The sequence below is a fragment of the Chryseobacterium sp. Leaf394 genome (assembly GCF_001424105.1).
Classification (GTDB): domain Bacteria; phylum Bacteroidota; class Bacteroidia; order Flavobacteriales; family Weeksellaceae; genus Chryseobacterium.
In genome coordinates this window covers 1,847,447-1,868,120 of the sequence record NZ_LMQH01000011.1, presented here as the reverse complement: position 1 = coordinate 1,868,120, position 20,674 = coordinate 1,847,447, and the positions used below count along the sequence as shown (strand labels likewise).

The following is a 20,674-nucleotide window of genomic DNA, read 5'->3' as shown; positions in this document are numbered from 1 at the left end:
ATTTTTGTATCTCTTTGTACATCACTAAAAAATATACAATTATGAATACCAACAGACTTTCACCAAGACTCGAGCAGGCCTTAAGTGACCAGATGAATACAGAAGATTTACAGTCAAGAGTTTATTTTTCATACGGAATCTGGGCAGCCGACAAAGGGTATGGTGGAATATCAAATTTCCTTTTCCGTCATGCGCAGGAAGAAAGAGACCACGCAGTAAAATTTATGCAGTATGTCCTCAGCAGAGGAGGTAAACCTAAAATTACAGCACTGGAATCTCCGGGTGCTGAGCCAACGAGCCTTACCAACTGTTTTGATCTTGTTTTTCAGCATGAAGTAGACAACACAACAGCCATCTATAATCTCGTAAATATCGCATTTGATGAGAAAGACTGGGCATCGTGGAATTTCCTTCAGTGGTTTGTAAAAGAACAGATCGAGGAAGAAACATTTGCAATGAACCTGATTGATAAATTAAAAATTGCAGGTGGAGACAGAGCAAGTGACGAATCATTATTCACGCTTGACAAGACTTTGGAAACACTTCCGGATGATGCCGAACTGGCGCAGGACGCTACAGGGCCAAACCCATAAAACATAATGTGATAATATTATTTCACGGAAATCTGTCAGTTTTTGGCAGATTTTTTTGTTATGATTCTGTGTATTATTTCTTTATCTTTGCACACTTAAAATTCAAGATTTTAAATTCAATATTCAATGAATATTTTAAATTCTTAATCCTAAATTTTAAATAATTTAAAATAAAATTTCGTTATGAAATGTGGAATCGTAGGCTTGCCGAATGTAGGTAAATCAACTCTTTTTAACTGTCTGAGCAATGCAAAAGCGCAATCAGCAAACTATCCTTTCTGTACTATCGAGCCCAATTTGGGAACGGTTTCTGTGCCGGATCAAAGACTTTTTGAGCTTGAAAAAATCATCAGCCCTGAGAAAGTAATTCCTGCAGTGGTAGAGATTGTTGACATCGCAGGTTTGGTGAAGGGTGCAAGCAAAGGTGAAGGTCTTGGAAATCAGTTTTTGGCAAATATCAGAGAATGTGAAGCGATTATTCATGTTTTGAGATGTTTCGACAACGGAAATATTGTTCACGTTGAAGGTTCTGTGGATCCTATGCGTGACAAAGAAATTATTGACATCGAGCTTCAGTTAAAAGATATGGAGACGGTTGCAAAAGCTGTTGAAAAGGCTAAAAAATTCATCAAATCCGGTAAAAAAGAAGATATTTTGGCGTACGAAACGCTTCAGAATCTTCAGAAACATTTGGAGGATGGGAAAAACGCGAGAGAATTTGCCAGTGATGACAGTATGAAAGCTGTGATCGGTGAAGTTCAGCTGTTGACCAACAAACCGGTGCTTTACGTTTGTAACGTAGACGAAAATTCAATCAAAAACGGAAACAACTGGATCGCTAAAATTGAAGAAATGGCTAAAGCTGAAAATGCTGAGGTTGTTGTTTTGGCAGCACAGATCGAAGCAGATATCAACGAGTTGGAAACTTTTGAAGAAAGAGAGATCTTCCTTGACGAATTAGGTTTAACTGAACCGGGCGTAAACCGTCTGATCAGAAAGGCTTATGATTTATTAAAACTACAGACTTATTTCACAGCTGGTGTTAAAGAAGTCAGAGCCTGGACAATCGGACAGGGCTGGACAGCACCTCAGGCTGCGGGAGTAATCCACACAGATTTCGAGAAAGGATTCATCCGTGCAGAAGTAATTAAATATGATGACTACATGACGTACGGTTCTGAAGCGAAAATCAAAGAAGCCGGAAAATTAGGAGTTGAAGGAAAAGAATATATCGTAAAAGACGGCGATATCATGCATTTCAGATTCAATGTTTAAGAAGACGAGATAAAAGTCAGTACATAAAAAAAACGCTTCCGGATTTAGTTTTGGGAGCGTTTTTTTTAGTTAAATCCGGGCAGAAAGTAAAGCTGCGAAGCAGCGGAATGTTGGTAGCATCCACAGAATAGATTTGACGGGAGCTGCGAAATAATTATAAAACCTGAATTCAAATAATTTAAATTTCCTACATTTGATTTTTACAAATCTCAATCATGGAAAAATCCGCACATACTTCTTACGCTTCCCTCGAAGATTTTTACAGAGAAATTGCCGTAAAAATGGGAAAAGATGTGACGGCCCTTATTCCAAAAGGTCTGCAGAAGGACATCGGTCACTTCAATGTTTTTGATATCGCGCAGACAATCGAACGGCTCCGTACGACCTGTGAAATGCCTTACAACCGGAGAAAATATTACAAAATAAGTCTGATACGCGGAAAAAACAGAGCCGAATATGCAGACAAAGTGATTTCCATTCAGAAAAATGCCCTGCTTTTCGCAACACCAAAGGTTCCTTATCATTATGTACCGGAAGATGATGATCAGGCCGGAACTTTCTGTGTTTTTACAGAAGATTTTTTTCTGAAAAACCTTTCACACGCCAGTCTTCAGGAATTACCGATTTTCCAGCCAGGAAACATTCCTGTTTTTGAAATTGATGATATCTTGGCTGATGAAATTCAGATTTTATTTAATAAAATTAAAAGTGAAATTGAATCTGATTATATTTTTAAATATGATTTAATCAGAAATTATGTAGTGGAACTTATTCATTACGGGCAAAAATTACAACCTTCATCCAAGCTTTCAACCTCAAATGATTCTTCAATGAGAGTGGTTTCTCTGTTTCTGGAACTGCTCGAAAGACAGTTTCCGATTGAAACCTCAGAACAAAGACTTCATTTGAAATCTGCGAAAGATTTTGCCGACAGACTGGCCGTTCACGTTAATTATTTAAATAAAAAACTGAAAGAAAGTACAGGAAAAACCACTACCGAAATTATAGCCGAAAGGGTAATTCAGGAAGCTAAAATCCTTTTAAAACAAACCCATTGGAGTATTTCTGAGATCGCTTACGCCTTAGGTTTCGAAGAAATTGCCCATTTTTCAAATTTCTTTAAAAAGAAAACGTCACTTGCCCCGCTGGAATTTCGCTTGTGATTTGAATTTTGCAAATTTCGGTTTGATTAAGACAAAAATTTCTGGCTGAAATTGTCTCAATTTTGTAACATCAAAAACAATCAATAAAAAAATGGAAACAAGTACAAAAGTTGCTTTAGTAACAGGCGGAAGCCGCGGATTAGGAAAAAATTCTGCATTGAAAATTGCAGAAAAAGGTCTGGACGTTATCATTACCTACAATTCACATAAAGAAGAAGCCGACAAAACCGTTGCGGAAATTCAAAATTTAGGAAGAAAAGCGATTGCATACCAACTGAATACGAAGGACGTAAAATCATTTGACAAATTCATCCAAAATGTGGGAGATCATCTTGAGGAAAATACAGGAAGCAGGAACATTGATTTCTTAATCAATAACGCCGGAACTGCTTTGTATCAGCTGATTGCAGATGTTACAGAAGATCAGCTGGATGATATGGTAGACATTCATTTCAAAGGTGTTTTCTTTCTGACTCAGAAATTTTTACCGTTCATGAATGACGGTGGCGGAATCATCAATCTTTCGTCAGGCCTGGCGAGATTTGCGATGCCGGGATCATCAGTTTATGGCTCTATGAAAGCTGCCGTCGACCAATTGAGTAAATATATGGCGAAGGAATTGGGAGCAAGAAAAATTAAAGTCAACGCTGTGGCTCCGGGTGCTATTGAGACCGATTTCGGTGGTGGAAGAACAAGAGACGATGAAAATGTGAATGCGATGGTTTCTAATAATACCGCTTTGGGAAGAGCAGGCCTGCCAGATGATATTGGTGGAGTAGTCGCTTTCCTCTGCACGGAAGATGCAAAATGGATTACCGCTCAGCGTATTGAAGTTTCGGGAGGAATGTTTTTCTAAACTTAAAAAAAGGCAGTTTCGAAAATTGAAACTGCCTTTTTTGTTTATGCTAGTCATAATGAAATCTGCATTTTGCAATCAGAATCTGATCTTCTTCATACCGGTAGATTATTCTGTGTTCATCGTCGATTCGGCGGGACCAAAAGCCTGAATATTTATGTTTCAGAGGCTCTGGTTTTCCAATTCCATCGAAGGGATTTCTTGAAATATCTTTCAGTAAATCATTGATTCGTTTCAGTTTTTTCCTGTCGGTTTTTTGCCAATACAGGTAATCTTCCCATGATTCATCTACAAAAACGTACTTCATCACTCTTCAATTAACTGCTTTTCAAAGGAACTTTTATTTTTCAGTTTTTCGATGGCAGCATCGAGGCGTTTTTCATTTATTCTTGAAGATAATTCGTGATTGGTGGCGACAAGCGAATTATATTCTTCCAACGACATTACCACAATTCCTGAATCTTTCCCTCGATTGATAATCAGGGTTTCAAAATTTTTTGCAACCTTATCAAGATAGCTTTTGATATCTTTTCTAAAATCTGATACCGTAGTGATAATCATAAAATATATTTTTATTTGTACAAAAATACGTACAAATTTTAAGAAGTTATTCAATTTTGAATTTAAATTTTCCTTAAATTCTCCAAAGCCTTTTCCAAAGTCTCATCTTTTTTGGCAAAACAAAGTCTGATCACATTTTCATTCAATTTATCTTTGTAAAATGAAGAAAAAGGAACGGTGGCAACTTTATGATTTACAGTAAGTTCATGTGCGAAATCCAGATCTTTTTTATCTGATATTTTATCATATTTAATAGCCTGAAAATAGGTTCCTTCGCAATCCAAAAGTTCAAATGAAGTTCCTGAAAGTCCGTTTCGGATTAAATCCCTTTTTTGCTGAAAAAACTGACTGAGGTTTAAATAATTTTCCTCATTTTTCATGTAATCAGCAAATGCCAGCTGTATCGGCGTATTTACTGAAAAAACATTGAACTGATGCACTTTTCTGAATTCATCTGTCAGATTTTTCGGAGCGGCACAATAACCGATTTTCCAACCTGTGACATGGAAAAGTTTTCCAAATGAAGCGACGAGAAAACTTCTTTCTTTCAGTTCGGGATATTTGCAGACGCTCAAATGTTGTTTACCGTCGAAAACGATGTTTTCATACACTTCATCGCTCAAAATAAAAATCGAAGTTCCCCTTACGATAGAAATCAGTTCCTGAAGATCTTTTTCATTCAAAATCTTACCTGCCGGATTGTTGGGATTGTTTAAAATAATCAGTTTTGTTTTATCGGAAACCAGTTTTTTCACCTCATTCCAGTCTATGGAATAATCGGGAGCGGTCATTTTAAATCTCTTTACAATTCCTCCGAAAAGCTCTACAGTTGGCTCGTAGCAATCGTAGGCGGGTTCAAAAATAATCACTTCGTCACCGTCTTTTACTAAAGTTCCAATGGCTGTGAAAATAGCCTGAGTTCCTCCTGCAGTAACCGTAATTTCTGTGTCTGGATGGTAAACTGCCTGATGGGATTTCTCTATTTTTTTTGCAATTTCTTCTTTTAAAGGTAACATTCCGCCCATCGGTGCATACTGATTAAATCCTTTTTTAATGTATTGATCCACCAGACTGAGCAGTTCGGGATCAGCCGGAAAATCCGGGAAGCCCTGCGAGAGATTAATCGCCTGGTTTTCATTGGCAAGCTGTGTCATCTGGCTGAAAATGGTGGTTCCAACATTGGAAAGTTTAGATAAAGGAAGTTGTATCATCGGGCAATTTTTAATTTGAATATCTAAAATTAGGGCATTTTTAAATAAAAGAGAGAAAAATTTAACCAAATAAAATTAAACATGAACAATCACGAAATTGACTACAGAATTCACGGCGAAGAAATGCAGTGTGTAGAAATCGAGCTTGATCCTCAGGAAAGCGTTATCGCAGAACCCGGCAGTTTTATGATGATGACGGAAGGGATAAAAATGGAAACTATGTTCGGTGACGGAAATGAGAAAGGTTTGATGGGAAAACTTTTTTCTGCCGGAAAGAGAATGCTGACCGGTGAAAACCTTTTTATGACCGTATTTACCAACATTGACAAGACCAAAAAGCAGGTGACTTTTGCAGCACCGTACTCAGGGAAGATCATTCCATTGGATCTGAACGCGCTCGGTGGAAAAGTGATCTGTCAGAAAGATGCTTTTCTCTGCGCAGCAAAAGGGGTTTCGGTAGGTATTGAGTTTCAGAAAAAACTGGGAACCGGACTTTTCGGTGGTGAAGGTTTCATTATGCAGAAACTGGAAGGGGACGGGATGACTTTCGTGCACAGTGGCGGTCATGTGATGGAAAAAGAACTTCTGCCTGGCGAAATCCTGAAAATTGACACAGGCTGCATCGTTGCCTTTACAAAAAATGTGGATTACGATATTCAGTTCGTGGGCGGGGTGAAAAATACTTTATTCGGAGGTGAGGGATTATTTTTTGCACAGCTGAAAGGTCCGGGAAAAGTCTGGATTCAAACTTTACCCATTTCACGTCTTGCCGGAAAAATTTTGCAGTTCGGAAGCGGCCGCAAAGAAGAAGGGGGAATTTTAGGCAGTCTGGGAAGTATTTTAGAGTAAATATTTTATCAGAAAAAATATGTGAAGGCGTAACTGAAAGTTGCGTCTTTTTTTTTGCTTAGTTTCAAATTTTTTATCTGTTTTAATTATTCAATAGAAATTCTTACAGCTAATTTCAGCAGAGTTTTTAAATTTAATTTAAACATAACCCTTTTTTGTTATTTTTTACAAATCATAGAAAATTATGACTTAAAAATTCGGATTTTTTTGGTCAATGTCGTATTTTTGTCTGTTTACTGATTTTTATATATGTCACAAGATTTACAGTCGAATTATAACGAAGGAAATATCCGGACTCTCGAGCCCAGAGAGCACGTGCGCCTAAGACCCGGAATGTACATCGGGAAGCTGGGAGACGGCTCATCTGTGGATGATGGTATCTATATTTTGCTGAAAGAAGTTCTCGATAATTCCATCGATGAATTCAGAATGAAGGCCGGGAAAAGAATTGATGTAAAAATCAAGGATGGCACTGTAACCGTACGTGATTACGGCCGTGGAATTCCTTTGGGGAAAATTGTTGATGTAGTTTCCATCATGAATACCGGTGGAAAATATGATGATGGCGCCTTCAAAAAATCTATCGGTCTTAATGGTGTCGGTACAAAGGCAGTCAACTTTCTGTCGACTTATTTCAAAGTGAAATCGGTAAGAGAAGGCAAAATGAGAATCGCCGAATTCCGCGAAGGAAGACTGGATATTCTTCATGACGAAGCCGAAACTTCTGAAAGAAACGGTACAGAAATTACTTTTCTGCCGGACGAAAGCATTTTTATCAACTTCAAATTCAGAAATGAATATGTTGCAAAAATGCTTAGGAATTACACCTACCTTAATTTAGGTTTAAAAATATATTTCAACGGTGAAGTTTATGAATCTCAGAATGGTCTGAAAGACTTATTGGAAGAGGAAATTGACGGCGAAATCGTTTATCCGATCATTCATATCAAAGATGAAGATATGGAACTGGCGATTACCCATTCAGATAAATCGCAGTCTGAAACTTACTTTTCTTTTGTTAACGGACAATATACTTCGCAAGGTGGAACGCATTTGAATGCTTTTAAAGAAGCGTATGTGAAAACAATTCGTGAGTTTTTCAATAAAAATTTTGAAGCTACCGATATCAGAAAAGCCATTATCGGAGCGGTTTACATTAATGTTGGGAATCCTGTTTTCGAATCTCAGACCAAAACGAAACTGGGATCTGCTACGATGGGGCAGGACAAGGATGGTAAAGAACTGGAGACGATTAAGACTTTCGTTATCAATTATTTAAAAAATAAACTCGATAATTATCTTCATAAAAATCCTGAAATCGCCGAGGCTCTCCAACGCAAAATATTAATTTCTGAAAGAGAGAGAAAAGAACTTTCAGGAATTCAGAAGCTTGCACGTGAAAGAGCAAAAAAAGTTTCGCTCCACAACAAAAAACTCCGCGACTGCAGACAGCATTACAACGACCAGAAAGCCGAAAGAAAAGCCGAAACCCAAATCTTTATTACCGAAGGTGATTCTGCTTCCGGATCGATTACAAAATCAAGAGATGTAGAAACTCAGGCAGTATTTTCATTGAAAGGAAAGCCCTTAAACTGCTACGGTCTGACCAAAAAAGTAGTGTACGAAAATGAAGAATTTAACCTTCTTCAGGCTGCTTTAAATATTGAAGAAAGTCTTGAAGACCTCAGATACAACCAGGTGATTATTGCTACCGATGCCGATGTAGACGGAATGCACATCAGACTGCTGATGATTACTTTTTTCCTTCAGTTTTTCCCTGATGTCATTAAAAACGGACATTTATACATTCTTCAGACTCCACTTTTCAGAGTGCGAAACAAAAAAGAAACGAGATACTGTTATTCTGAACTGGAAAGGGTAAAAGCACTGAACGAATTAGGAAAGAATCCGGAAATCACGAGATTTAAAGGTTTAGGAGAAATTTCACCTGATGAATTTAAAAATTTTATCGGAAAAGACATCCGCCTGGAGCCTGTTGTACTCGGAAAAGATCAGACAATCGATCAGCTTCTGGAATTTTACATGGGGAAAAATACACCTGACAGACAGACTTTTATACTTGAAAACCTTGTAGTAGAAGATGATTCAGAAATAGATAAAAAAGAGATCATTTCTGAAGCTATATAAAACTAAACACGAATTCTGAAATTAAAATGAGACTCAGTAATAAACGTAAAGCACCGCTTTACAACTTTATAAACACCGCATTGATAATGTTTCTGGTGATGGGAATTTTGGCCTTCTTTGCCGAAGAAATGCGTTTTCAGCTGCTCGGTATGGAGGCATATCTTTTCATAGCTGTACCCGCCATGATGATCATTATTTTTTATCTCAACGGAAGACAGATTTTTGAGTATGACAGCGATGGTGAAGCATTGCATTTCAGAAACAGGAATATTGTACCGTTCATGAGCACGCCGCTGAGCGATGAATTTCCAAAATATAAATTTGTGAAGTTCGAGACTTTTACTTTTCTTTTTTTTAAAAGACTGTACATCACCATCAACAGCAAAAGCGGCAATACCATCTTAAAATACGAAATTTCTTACCTTTCAGGGAAAGAGCTAAATGATCTGAAATTTTCACTCAACAAAGTGATCAAAAACAATAAGGAGAAAGTAAATAATGAATGAAGAATACTCTCACGAAAGTGAAAGCCTGAAGAAAGTTTCAGGACTCTATAAAGACTGGTTTCTCGATTATGCATCTTATGTAATTTTAGACAGAGCGATACCCTCTGTCTTTGATGGTTTTAAACCTGTACAGCGAAGAATCATGCACTCCATGCGTGAGCTGGAAGACGGCAGATACAACAAAGTAGCCAACATTGTTGGAAATACGATGAAGTACCACCCACACGGTGATGCTTCCATTACCGACGCGATGGTGGGGATTGGTCAGAGAGAACTGCTGATCGATACACAGGGAAACTGGGGAAATATTTACACAGGAGATTCTGCGGCCGCAGCAAGATATATTGAAGCAAGACTTACTCCTTTCGCTCTCGAAGTGGTCTTTAATCCCAAAACTACAGTCTGGTCTAAATCTTACGACGGAAGAAATAATGAACCTGTTGATTTACCTGTAAAATTCCCGTTGCTTTTAGCTCAGGGTGTTGAAGGAATCGGGGTTGGACTTTCCACCAAAATTCTTCCGCATAACTTTAATGAATTAATCAACGCTTCGGTAGCTTATCTGAAAGGAAAAAAGTTTGAGATTTTCCCGGATTTCCTTACAGCCGGATTTCTTGATGTTTCCGAATACAACGACGGTCACAGAGGTGGAAAAGTAAGAGCCAGAGCCAAAATTTCCCAAAGCGATAAAAATACTTTGGTTATTACAGAGATCCCTTTCTCAAAAAATACATCAGATCTTATAGATTCCATCCTGAAAGCCAATGAAAGAGGAAAGATTAAGATCAAAAAAATTGAAGACAATACATCGGATAAAGTTGAGATTTTAATTCATCTTCACAACGATGTTTCGCCCGACAAAACGATTGATGCTTTATACGCATTCACCGACTGTCAGGTCACGATTTCTCCAAATGCCTGCGTGATTGTAGGTGACAAACCGATGTTTTTAAATGTTTCGGAAATTCTGAGAATGAATACCGATCACACCGTTTCTCTCCTGAAAAAAGAACTTGAAATAGAACTTCACGAATTGCAGGAAAGCTGGCATTTTTCTTCACTGGAAAGGATTTTTATTGAAAACAGAATCTACCACGATATCGAAGAGGTTGAAACCTGGGAAGACGTTCTACAAACGATTGATGATGGCTTAAAGCCCCACACAGCACACCTTTTGAGAGCTGTGACGCAGGAAGATATTTTAAGATTAACGGAAATCAGAATTAAAAGAATTTCCAGATTCGATTTAGATAAATTCAAAGAAAATATTGCCGCACTTGAAGGCAAAATTGAGCAGGTAAGATTTAATCTTGCCAATTTGGTGCAGTATGCAATTGATTATTATTTAAATATCCAGAAAAAATACGGAAAAGGCAGAGAACGAAGAACTGAACTCAGAATTTTCGACACGATTGATGCCACGAAAGTTGCGGTAGCGAACGAGAAATTCTACGCCAATTTTGAAGAAGGTTTTATCGGAACTTCACTCAAAAAAGATCAGTACTTATTCGACTGTTCAGATATTGACGATATCATCACTTTCAGAAAAGACGGAAGTATGAAAGTTGTGAAAGTAGAGCCTAAAACTTTTATCGGAAAAGATATTCTCCATGTCGCTATCTGGAAGAAAAATGACAAGCGCACAGTCTACAACATGATTTACCGTGAGGGCAGGGAAGGTCCATACTACATGAAACGTTTTTCTGTAACCGGTGTGACGCGAAATACCGATTATCCTTTAGCTTCAGATAAAAAATTCTCAGAAACCCTTTATTTTTCGGCAAATCCTAACGGTGAGGCAGAAACGGTAAGTGTTTTGCTCAAACCAAACCCGAGAATCAGAAAAAATAAAATGGATATCGATTTCTCTGAACTTGCCATTAAAGGAAGAGATTCAAAAGGAAATCTGGTCACAAAATATTCCATAAAAAAAGTGGATTTAAAGGAAGAAGGTGTTTCTACACTGGCTCCGAGGAAAATATGGTACGATGATACCGTGAGAAGACTGAATGCCGATGTGAGAGGAACTTTCCTTGGAAACTTTAAAGGTGATGATAAAATTCTGACAGTCAATACCAACGGTGAAGCCAAATTAGTTTCATTTGACCTCGGGAACCGTTTTGATGATCAATATTTAGTTTTAGAAAAATGGAAACCCGAGCAGCCGGTAACCTGCATCTATTACGATGGCGATAAGGATATGTATTTCATTAAAAGATTTTTGTTTGAAAACAATACCAACGTGCAGACTTTTATGCCGTCGGAACATCCGAAGTCGTTTATCGAAAACATCATCGTGAGCAACGGAGCAACAGCTGAAATTATTTTTGCCAAAGACAAAGGAAAAGACCGTGACCCTGAAATAATAAACATCGACGAATTTATTTCGGTGAAAGGTATTAAAGCTATTGGAAATCAGTTTACGAAATTTAAAGTGAAAACAATCAATATCACTACTCCTGAGCCTGTAGAAGAGGAACCCGAAGTTTATGAAGAGCCAGATTTTACACCATCTTCGGATGATGAAGGCGGAACGATCGGTGATCTGTTTCAGGAGGGAGAGAATTAGACTTTGTCAAAGTTTATTTTCAGGAAGATGAACTTTGACAAAGTTTTCAGCGAAATTTTGAAAAAAAATAGAAAGATCAAAAATGAACATCATTATTTTAATCATAGCACTTACCTGTATTGCGAGCTTTGCTGCTCCGGCGGGATCTCCAAACTTTGAAAAATTCAAGTTCAATGTGGGAGCAGTTAAATACAGCAAAGAATATGTGAGATTGCTTTCGGCAGGCTTCCTGCACGCAGATTTTATCCATCTTGCTCTGAATATGTACGTTCTTTACATGTTCGGACCTTATGTTTTGGAAGCTTTCGGACTCGTTGGTTTTCTTCTCATTTACATTGGATCAATCTTAGTCGGAAATCTTTTCTCACTACTTATCTACCAAAACCAAGGTTGGTATTCAGCTATTGGAGCAAGTGGAGGTGTTGCAGGAATTATATTTGCCGGAGTTTCGCTGGATCCCAACGTTATAAGAATAGGAATCATCTTTCTTCCGTCGGACTTTGCATTACCGGGTTATATTTTTGGGCTTCTTTATTTTGGCTATTCGGTTTACAGTATGCTGAATCCCCGAAGTAATGATAATATTGGTCATGCTGCCCATTTAGGCGGAGCTTTTTTCGGTCTTGTTTATTCAGTGGCAATTTTTCCGCAGTTGGCGATGGATAATGCTTTATATTTATTCATTATGTCCCTGCCACTATTATATCTTGCATTCGAAATATTTGTTAGAAAAAAAATCGGTTAGATTATCTTGAAATTTAAAATTTAAAAAGCCATCCCTGATTACAGAGATGGCTTTTTGTGTAAGATGTGTTTTCTTATTTTTTAATAATTTTCTGATTTAAAACACCTTCTCTGGTCTTAATCTGTAAGAAGTAAACACCACTGCTCAGATCGCTCATGTCGATTTTTGTAGTGTTTTTATCTAATGTTTTCAAAGTCTGACCTAAAGAATTTGTAACAGTACCACTTTCTATCACATCACTATTTCCAGTGGAAATCGTCAGAATAGAACTGACAGGGTTTGGATACACAGTCAGTTTATTAAGTTTACTTTCCTGTACAGCTAAAGTTCCGGTAGTATTGAAAACTGTTTTGATGTAAAAAAGATTTGCTACACTTCCTTTCGTGATGGTATGAGACCCCGCTGCAATGTTAGGAATAGTGATAATTCCACCTGTTGCGGTATAGTTTACATTATCAAATTTTACTGTTCCACTGAATGTTGGGTCAAGAACTAAAGTTAACGTAGAAGTCTGAAGCGTATTGTACGCTATCGAAGTTGCCGATTCTAATTTTAATCGTTTTGTAAGCGTTAATCCATCGTAAGAAGCAGATCCGTCGTTCGAGTTCATGTTCGCTGAGGTGAATGTGTAGAATGTACTTCCTGTTCCGGATGCCGTGAAATTATGAATTTCATTTCCTTGAGGCGTTCCCGCAGGAATCACGCTAATACTTCCTGTACCTGAAACTGATGTTCCCGAAGCACCAACGGTATTCACCGTAAAACTCACATCATCAGTAGGATTTCCGGAAATAGTTAAGGTTTTAGCGGTAACATTTTTCACAAAAGTCACACCTGAAGCAGGCAATCCTGTTACAGTAACATCAGTAGCTGTTCCGCCCCAAGTGAAAATCATTGGTGTGATTGCAGTTGATGTTATCACGGTCTGATCATTGTTTGAAGGAATCGACAGGGTCTGTGAACTTACCGGTGTGGAAGCAATTCCCTGTACAGAAACCAATTGGGAGGTGTAGTTTTGTAGTACAGCCATCAATCCCGTATTTACAGAAGAATTTGTATCATCCACCGAATTATTAAATGTCCAGCTGATATCTCCACCGGAAACTCTTCCGGAATATTGCATAGTTTTATCTCTCGCTGTTACAGGATTATCAATCACCAAAGAATTGATATATAAAGCAGGGTTTGTGTCAAAGTTATTATAAGTTGCGCTTCCCTGAACTGCGGTAATACTGCTTGGCACAACTTCATTTCTGTTCGTTGTTACATACGCATCAAACTGAGCTGATGCAGAAGAACTGTACGGTACAAAAGCAGTTTGCCCAGTCATAAAATTGTTGTGAGCCTTGATCATCCCGCCGTTTTCATTGGAAAAGGTTCCAGGAGCACCGCCAGCAATATCTGTCCCCTGTTTAGAAATCAACATAGGATATTTACAGTTTCTGAAATAATTTCCTTCCACGAAAAGAGAAGAACCTAAAGTTGATCCCGCACCGTATTTGGAATTCCCGTCATAATAATTGTTGTATACATGTGCAGAAAAGTAACGAACTCTCGGATGTCTTGAGTCTGAATGATCAAACCAGTTGTGATGATAAGTAATGTACAGATCCGCAGTGGTACCTTCACTTAGACCCAAAAGACAGCTTTTTCCGTTGTCCCAAAAATGATTGTAAGAAAATGTTACGTATGATGATTTTTTAGAATCAAGAGCACCGTCACCTTTTGCCTGATCAGCATCAGATCCCGGAGCACCATAAAATAAGTCATTGTTATGAGCCCAAATGTAAGTATTGTCCTGCTGAAGACTTAAATTATCGCCCTCAGAAGCATCTGTTAACATAAATCCTAAATTACGGACTTCAATATTGGTCGCAGATTTTATTCTGATTCCCCAACCATTAATCAAAGCATCAGATCCCACACCTTCAAATGTAATCGAACTTGCTGCTATTTTTTTGTTTTCGATCACAACATCACCGTTAAGCAAATAATTTGGATCGGTAACATTACCGATAAGTCTGATAGCCAGCGGACGCGTATCTAAACCTTTTTTAAAACCATCCAAAATTGACTGCAACCCCACACATGGATTGGCATTTGCGCCGGTTACATTTAACGAAATTGTGTTTTTTGTATCTTGGGTTACATACAAAACTACGGCATTGGCTTTCAGTGTTCCGTCAAGATTATAGGCGCCGGGAATTCTTCCGTTGCTGTGAGCAAATCCCGTTCTGTCATGTGCGGTAACTGTGATCGGGGCTGATACTGTTGCAGGACCATCCACGTTTCCTGTAACCGGAACAACCTTTAAGGTATAAACTCCCGGGCTGAGTCCCAGTGCATCGGCTCTGTAGTAGGAACCATAATTTCGGATCAGTTGTGTATCGATAATTTTATCGGTGAAATTTCCACCTGTGTAATACACTTTGTAGCTGTCGGCTCCACTCACGGGTGTCCATTTTATATAGGCAGTTTCCATCCAGCCGGTTTCCTGTGTAATAGTGACGTTTTGTGCGCTGATGTTTACAAAACTGAAAAATAATAATAATAAATAAAGTAGCGGTTTATTCATGATTAATAAGTTTTAATTTGTTTGACATTAATTTTTATTTGCTGTATTGTAATCGATTGCACTAAATATATATATTAAAATAATATGAAATTAATATCTTGTCAAAATTTAATAAAAATAATTTTTAAATATCGATTCTATAATGTGTTATTATTATCAATTCAGACTTTTAATCGTGAAAAACTCATTTTAGTTTCTTTTAAAGTGATTGTAAGGGAATAAATTAGATTATAGATAATTTAATTATTCATAATTAAAAAGCTTTTCTGTTGAGAATAATTTTTAAATAAAATTATTGAATGTTAACTAAATATTACGCAAAATGTTAAAGGATTTATCAATTTCGGCTGAGTCTATAATTTTATGATAAATATCATGGTTATGCGCAGACTTGAGATATTTATAGCTTCTTTTCTAATCATTAATAAAAAGTGGGAAATGATGATTACTAATTGCTGCGATGAAACTGCTGTGAAGTTTTGGAATTGAAATATGCGAGTGAAAAGAACAAATCAATTTTATATTGGAAAAAGAATTGAATCATTTAAATATACAAACCTGTATTTAATGATTTTCTGTAATCATAATTAATTTTAAGTATAGTTAACAGAAAAACAGGATAAGTAGAGTGCAAACAGCCTTTGCTAAAGAGAAATTTAAAGAGAACTTTTGTAATAGATTAAAGATCAAATAATAAATTTAAAAACTTTTCCATTCAGATTTCAGAAGCGAATAGCAAACCGAATCTTCAAATTTCCCATTATCAAAATAATCTTCACGCAGAATTCCTTCTTTTACAAAACCGTTTTTAAGAAGTAACTTTATGGAAGGAATATTATAATCTGCCACCAATCCCTGAATTCTGTTTAAATCTAAATTTTTAAAACCAAAATCTAAGACTAAAGGTAAAATTTCAGACATTGAACCTTTTCCTTTGTCTTCGTCATTGAAAAAATTATAAAATATTTCGGCTTTTTTGTGCTCCTTATTCCAGCTGTGAAAACCGCAGTTTCCGATGGCCAGATCCGTCTGTTTATCGACAATTACAAAGAAAAAAAGAGAGTGATCCTTCGTTTCTATCCCGTTTTCGTGAAGACTTTTATATCTTTCATATCCGGATTCTCCAAAGCCGAAAAAACCGATAATTGCGTCTTTTTCAGAATGTAAATACATCTGATGAATCATTGTAGGGGTGACACCTTTTAAATGAAACCGTTCTGTTTCTAACCGGAATTCAGATTGAAATAAATTCTCCATGAGTAATGTTTTACTTGATTCCGAAAATAAACCTGTTGTTTCCGCTTAAATCTTTGAGAAGCTCAAAATGAGATAAATTTTGATATAAATCCAATGTTTCCTGACCCAATTTCTGATTGATTTCAAGAAAAAGCAAGCCGCTTTTATTTAAATATTTTTCACAATCCTCAGCAATTTTCCGGTAGAAAATCAAAGCATCTGAAGTTGGAGAAAACAAAGCCATTTTCGGTTCAAATTCCTTTACCGAATCCGAAATTTCCGTCTCTTCATCCATCCCGATGTAAGGTGGGTTTGAAATAATAACATCAAAATTTTCATTTAAATCTAAATTTAAATAGTCTGCATGAATAAAATTAACATTCAATTTGTGGAAGTCCGCATTTCTCTTCGCTGTTTCCAGAGCCTTGTCAGAAAAATCAATTGAAGAAACTTCTGCATCGGGAAAATGTTTTTTTAAAACCAGAGGAATAATTCCGCTGCCGGTTCCGATGTCGAGTATTTTGAGGGTTTGAGGGTTTGAGGGTTTGAGGATTTGAGGGTCAGAGTGTTCTGGGGTTTGACGGTCGGAGTGTTCTAGGGTTTTAGGATTTAAAGGTTGAGGGAATTTCGTGACAGGCTGAGCTTGTCGAAGCCTTTGGATTTTGTGTATCGCTATTTCCAGCAATTCCTCAGTTTCAGGTCTTGGAATTAGAACGTTTTCATCAACGAAAAATTTCATTCCGTAAAATTCTGTTTCACCCAAAATCTGCAGATAAGGTTTTCCGGTTTTTAATTCTGAAATAATACTTTCAAATTGAATCTGAATATCATTCGAAACATTTTCATCAGAAAACTGTCGCTGCTGAACTGCATTCAGTTCAAAAATTGATTCAGCAAAAATCTGAAAAATAAATTTGCTTTCAGAATCTGAATAAACCTTTGAAAGTTGCTGTATAAAATGTGTTTTTAAATCTGCAAATGTCATTTTTTCTAATAAAACATTTCTGTTTTTCTTGTTTTTAGTTCAATCCTGTTTTCACCGACAGAAAATTCATCCATCAGAGGCAACTGTATTTTTTTGTTGACTGTTTCCTTCCAGCGGCTTGTTTTTGGTCTGTCTACATTGTCACTGCAGTCTTCCGAGCTGTGCTCAAATACAGCAATTCCCGTTGATAAATTGTAATCTAATGAGTCAAAGTAATCGCAAGGCGACCCGAAATCTACGCTTGCACCAATGAGGTACCAGTTTTGATTTTGAAATCTGTACCGATGTGTGTAGCTCCATTTCTGCCTGCTTCCACCAAAATGGTTGATGACAATAGTTTTATTTTTAATACTGATTCCCTCAAACGGATTTCCCATCATTCCGCCGTGGGCTGTAGATAGTACCGGTTTTACGGATTGATGCCACAAAGTCCAGTCTTCACCTTCTTTTTTAAAGATTGCAAGTGCCTGTTCGAATCCCAAATCGCCTTCAACGGGAGTTTCGTAAACGCATACAACTTCATCGCCGGGTTCGTCATCCAAATTACCAGATTCTTTGACTTTTAAATTCCAAAACTCAGGAGTAAAATCTTCAATAGTTTTTGCTTTTTTCAGATTAATCTGGCTTTCAAAATCGCCGTTTTTTACTGCGGTATCAAAATCTTCAATCTTCTTTTTCTTTTGAATTGCAATTTTGGGAATATTGTTTCGTATCGAATTTACTATTTCAGGAAGTTCAGGTAACTTAAAATTTCTTTGAACAATGGCAGAACTGTAGTATTTTATCTCACGATATTCGTAATCTATAAGCTCTTTTTCTGCATTAATTCCTGAATCTGCATCTTTTCTGAAATGTTTTTTTGAGATCCAGTTTCCCTGTTTATCGTATACGTATTCAAACGTATTTTCGCTCAGTGGATGCCCTGTGTATTCTATACTTTGCTCAAAAACCAAATTTTTGTGCTCATCATATTTTCGGGTTATTTTTGTAGACTTTTCAGTTCCTGAGAGATGATATTGCTGTTCGGTTTTGTTCTTATCATTGTCTGTATAAGAAAATTCGGTTTTATTTTCAAGATTGCTATGGTTCTGATACCAAATTTCTGATACCAAACGTCCATTTTCATCATATTCAAAGGTTACGTCACGATTTTCTACAATGTAATCTTTTATTTTAGTTGGTTGATATTTTCCGTTGAACCAACGGTATTCATGAACTTTGGATTGGTAAAGAGGAGTTGTTTTAGTAAGTGTTGGGAATTCAAATTCGTATTTTTCTTCGTTGGCTAAAGAGTCATAACCATAATCCAATATTTTAACAGTGGTTTTTTTCTCATCTGAAGAATAGTGATATTTGGTGTAGCCTTCAAAGATATTTTTCTTTCTCTGATCAGATTTATAATAAATTTCTTCATTTAAAAGTCCGTCAGGATTATAGAAAAGCCATTTGTAAGAATTTCCATATTTGCTTTCAACAGTTTCTTTTAGAATCAACTCATTTTTATCATAATGAAATTTCTCAACTATAAATGTTTCAGAAGATCTGTATAGCCTGTACTTTTTCCTTCCATCCTGTAAATATTCTGTATAGGTCTGCTTCGTATAAGGCAATCCGTTGAATCTGGCAGAAATGCTGTCTTTATTCTGGGGTCTTTTATATTCAGTTACAGAGAATATATTTTTTGAAGTATATTTTATTGTGTCTTCGTAAGCACTATTATAAGTTTGATTGTCTAGAAATCCGTTGGTAGAAAGGATTTTTGTTTCCTGTGAACAGCAAACCATGAAACTCGTTGTGCAAACAAGTTTTAGTGCGTATTGTGCCAGTGCATTCAGCGTTTTCATGATTTTACCTCACAAAAACCAGATTAGCATCCGTAGATTTTTCCTCATCAATCCTGTAGCCTTCGTAGTTGAAAGCTTTTACATCATTCAGAGTTTTTGCATTGGTTTCGGCGCAAAATCTTACTACCAAGCCTCTGGCGTGTTTCGTGTAAACGACGATGGTTTTGGGTTTTCCATCTTTTAATTCGTAAAAATCAAAATCAATGACCTGATGGTTCAGTTTCTTTTTATCAATTACTTTGAAGTATTCATTGCTGGCAAGATTGACAATAAATTCATTCTTTTTCAATTCAGAATTTAACTGTTCAGTCACTTTTTCTGTCCAGAACGAATAAAGATTTTTATACTCTTCAAATTCAAACGGGCGACCCATTTCCAAACGGTAAAGCATCACCTTATCAGAAGGTTTCAGCAAGCCGTACAATCCCGAAAGAATTCTGTAGTTTTTCTGAAGATAATCCACCGCTTTTTTATCTAAAGTTTTCGCATCTAAACCTCTGTAAACTTCGCCTGTAAACGCAAACATTGCCGGAGCAGAATTTTTTGCTGTCGGTTTGGCATTCCACTTTTGATTTCTTTCCCAGTTTTCATCTGCCAGTTTTGGCGAAATTTCCATCAGGTCTGAAAGGTATTTCGGTGTTTTTTCTTTTAAATATTTGTGAATGTGTGCAGCGTCATCAATGAATTTCGGTGTAGAAGACCTCAAAAGACCTGTCGTATTTTCTACATTCATCAATTTGGCTGGCGAAGTAATAAGTTTCATGAATAGATTAAGATTTAAGGTTTAAAATTTAAGATCTAATGATGCTTCGGAGCATATAAATCCTGAATTTTGAACATTGAATTTAGATAATTCCTTTTCCCTGACGGATGATTTCCGGTTCCCCAGATGTGAGATCAACAATCGTGGATGCAACATTGTCACCATATCCGGAATCGATTACGATGTCAACCAGATGATCATATTTCTCGGCAATCAGTTCAGGATCGGTAGAATATTCAATGATTTCATCGTCGTCGTGAATGGAAGTTGAGGCAATCGGGTGACCAAGTTTCTCAACAATCAATTGTGGAATTGGGTGATCAGGAACCCTGATTCCAATTGTTTTGTGGTTTTTATAAGCTAAAGGAAGGCTTTTGTTGGCTTCCAGAATAAATGTAAAAGGTCCCGGAAGATGACTTTTCAGAAACCTGAAAACCGAAGTGTCAATGGGTCTTGTAAAATCTGAAAGATGACTCAGATCGTTACAGATAATCGAAAATTTTGCTTTGTCGAGCTTCTGTTTTTTGAGCTGAGCAAGTTTTTCCATGGCTTTGATGTCAAAAATATTGCATCCCAAAGCATAGATTGTGTCGGACGGATAAATGATGAGTCCGCCATTGTTCAGGGTTTTAATGACCTCACTGATAAGGTTTTCCTGAGGATTATCGGGGTAGATTCTGAGTATTTTAGCCATAGAACAAAGATAGTAATATTAAAATAATTTCCTGCGAAATCCTTTATTTAAAAGAAATATTAGGATTTTTAAAATATTGTCGTATATTTGCAATCCAATAT

The 20,674-nt window shown here is 36.8% G+C and carries 18 protein-coding genes; 9 read left to right on the top strand and 9 right to left on the bottom strand.

Going from position 1 to position 20,674, the window contains the following annotated elements; all coding sequences use genetic code 11:
- Positions 1 to 41: 41 nt before the first annotated feature.
- The 4 genes from ASG21_RS13210 (at position 42) to ASG21_RS13195 (ending at position 3,887) form a co-directional block, all read left to right on the top strand.
- Positions 42 to 593 carry a ferritin gene (locus ASG21_RS13210; RefSeq protein WP_056080917.1) on the top strand — a complete coding sequence of 184 codons (552 nt, stop codon included), beginning with the start codon at positions 42 to 44 and terminating at the stop codon, positions 591 to 593.
- A gap of 183 nt (positions 594 to 776) precedes the next feature.
- A complete protein-coding gene (ychF, locus tag ASG21_RS13205; RefSeq protein ID WP_056080914.1) occupies positions 777 to 1,868 on the top strand; it encodes a redox-regulated ATPase YchF in 1,092 nt (363 codons plus the stop codon).
- A gap of 215 nt (positions 1,869 to 2,083) precedes the next feature.
- The gene (locus ASG21_RS13200) at positions 2,084 to 3,031 is read left to right on the top strand and encodes an AraC family transcriptional regulator (RefSeq protein WP_056080911.1); all 948 of its coding nucleotides are present in this window, start codon (positions 2,084 to 2,086) and stop codon (positions 3,029 to 3,031) included.
- 91 nt (positions 3,032 to 3,122) lie between these two features.
- Complete coding sequence (locus tag ASG21_RS13195) at positions 3,123 to 3,887, top strand: SDR family oxidoreductase (RefSeq protein ID WP_056080909.1); 765 nt, start codon at positions 3,123 to 3,125, stop codon at positions 3,885 to 3,887.
- A 49-nt stretch (positions 3,888 to 3,936) separates the two neighbouring features.
- Here ASG21_RS13195 and ASG21_RS13190 read toward each other — a convergent pair whose 3' ends face one another.
- From ASG21_RS13190 to ASG21_RS13180, 3 genes are all read right to left on the bottom strand, one after another.
- Positions 3,937 to 4,194, bottom strand: coding sequence for a Txe/YoeB family addiction module toxin (locus ASG21_RS13190; protein ID WP_056080906.1), 258 nt, complete (start codon positions 4,192 to 4,194; stop codon positions 3,937 to 3,939).
- Positions 4,194 to 4,448, bottom strand: coding sequence for a type II toxin-antitoxin system prevent-host-death family antitoxin (locus tag ASG21_RS13185; protein WP_056080904.1), 255 nt, complete (start codon positions 4,446 to 4,448; stop codon positions 4,194 to 4,196). Before ASG21_RS13185 ends, ASG21_RS13190 begins: the two co-directional genes overlap by 1 nt.
- A gap of 62 nt (positions 4,449 to 4,510) precedes the next feature.
- Positions 4,511 to 5,659, bottom strand: coding sequence for a methionine aminotransferase (locus tag ASG21_RS13180; RefSeq protein ID WP_056080900.1), 1,149 nt, complete (start codon positions 5,657 to 5,659; stop codon positions 4,511 to 4,513).
- An 81-nt stretch (positions 5,660 to 5,740) separates the two neighbouring features.
- On the opposite strand from ASG21_RS13180, the gene ASG21_RS13175 reads away from it, so the two are divergent.
- From ASG21_RS13175 to ASG21_RS13155, 5 genes are all read left to right on the top strand, one after another.
- Positions 5,741 to 6,508, top strand: a complete 768-nt coding sequence (locus tag ASG21_RS13175; protein WP_056080897.1) for a TIGR00266 family protein — start codon at positions 5,741 to 5,743, stop codon at positions 6,506 to 6,508.
- 249 nt (positions 6,509 to 6,757) lie between these two features.
- On the top strand, positions 6,758 to 8,656 hold the full coding sequence (locus tag ASG21_RS13170; protein ID WP_056080892.1) for a DNA topoisomerase IV subunit B: 1,899 nt from the start codon (positions 6,758 to 6,760) through the stop codon (positions 8,654 to 8,656).
- Between the two features lie 26 nt (positions 8,657 to 8,682).
- Positions 8,683 to 9,162, top strand: coding sequence for a hypothetical protein (locus ASG21_RS13165; protein ID WP_056080888.1), 480 nt, complete (start codon positions 8,683 to 8,685; stop codon positions 9,160 to 9,162).
- A complete protein-coding gene (locus ASG21_RS13160; RefSeq protein WP_056080887.1) occupies positions 9,155 to 11,731 on the top strand; it encodes a DNA gyrase/topoisomerase IV subunit A in 2,577 nt (858 codons plus the stop codon). The genes ASG21_RS13165 and ASG21_RS13160 overlap by 8 nt, the downstream gene beginning before the upstream one ends.
- 82 nt (positions 11,732 to 11,813) lie before the next feature.
- Complete coding sequence (locus ASG21_RS13155; RefSeq protein ID WP_056080884.1) at positions 11,814 to 12,476, top strand: rhomboid family intramembrane serine protease; 663 nt, start codon at positions 11,814 to 11,816, stop codon at positions 12,474 to 12,476.
- Between the two features lie 73 nt (positions 12,477 to 12,549).
- Here the strand turns inward: ASG21_RS13155 and ASG21_RS13150 are convergent, their stop codons facing one another.
- The 6 genes from ASG21_RS13150 to ASG21_RS13125 form a co-directional block, all read right to left on the bottom strand.
- On the bottom strand, positions 12,550 to 15,051 hold the full coding sequence (locus tag ASG21_RS13150) for a T9SS type A sorting domain-containing protein (protein ID WP_056080881.1): 2,502 nt from the start codon (positions 15,049 to 15,051) through the stop codon (positions 12,550 to 12,552).
- Positions 15,052 to 15,750: 699 nt separating this feature from the next.
- Positions 15,751 to 16,308, bottom strand: a complete 558-nt coding sequence (locus ASG21_RS13145) for a GNAT family protein (protein ID WP_056080877.1) — start codon at positions 16,306 to 16,308, stop codon at positions 15,751 to 15,753.
- A gap of 10 nt (positions 16,309 to 16,318) precedes the next feature.
- A complete protein-coding gene (locus tag ASG21_RS13140; protein WP_056080874.1) occupies positions 16,319 to 17,272 on the bottom strand; it encodes a HemK/PrmC family methyltransferase in 954 nt (317 codons plus the stop codon).
- Between the two features lie 5 nt (positions 17,273 to 17,277).
- Positions 17,278 to 19,116 carry a hypothetical protein gene (locus tag ASG21_RS13135; RefSeq protein ID WP_056080873.1) on the bottom strand — a complete coding sequence of 613 codons (1,839 nt, stop codon included), beginning with the start codon at positions 19,114 to 19,116 and terminating at the stop codon, positions 17,278 to 17,280.
- A 4-nt stretch (positions 19,117 to 19,120) separates the two neighbouring features.
- On the bottom strand, positions 19,121 to 19,879 hold the full coding sequence (yaaA, locus tag ASG21_RS13130) for a peroxide stress protein YaaA (protein WP_056080869.1): 759 nt from the start codon (positions 19,877 to 19,879) through the stop codon (positions 19,121 to 19,123).
- Between the two features lie 82 nt (positions 19,880 to 19,961).
- Positions 19,962 to 20,573: an L-threonylcarbamoyladenylate synthase gene (locus ASG21_RS13125; RefSeq protein WP_056080866.1), complete on the bottom strand. Its 612-nt coding sequence runs from the start codon at positions 20,571 to 20,573 to the stop codon at positions 19,962 to 19,964.
- Between the last annotated feature and the right edge of the window lie 101 nt (positions 20,574 to 20,674).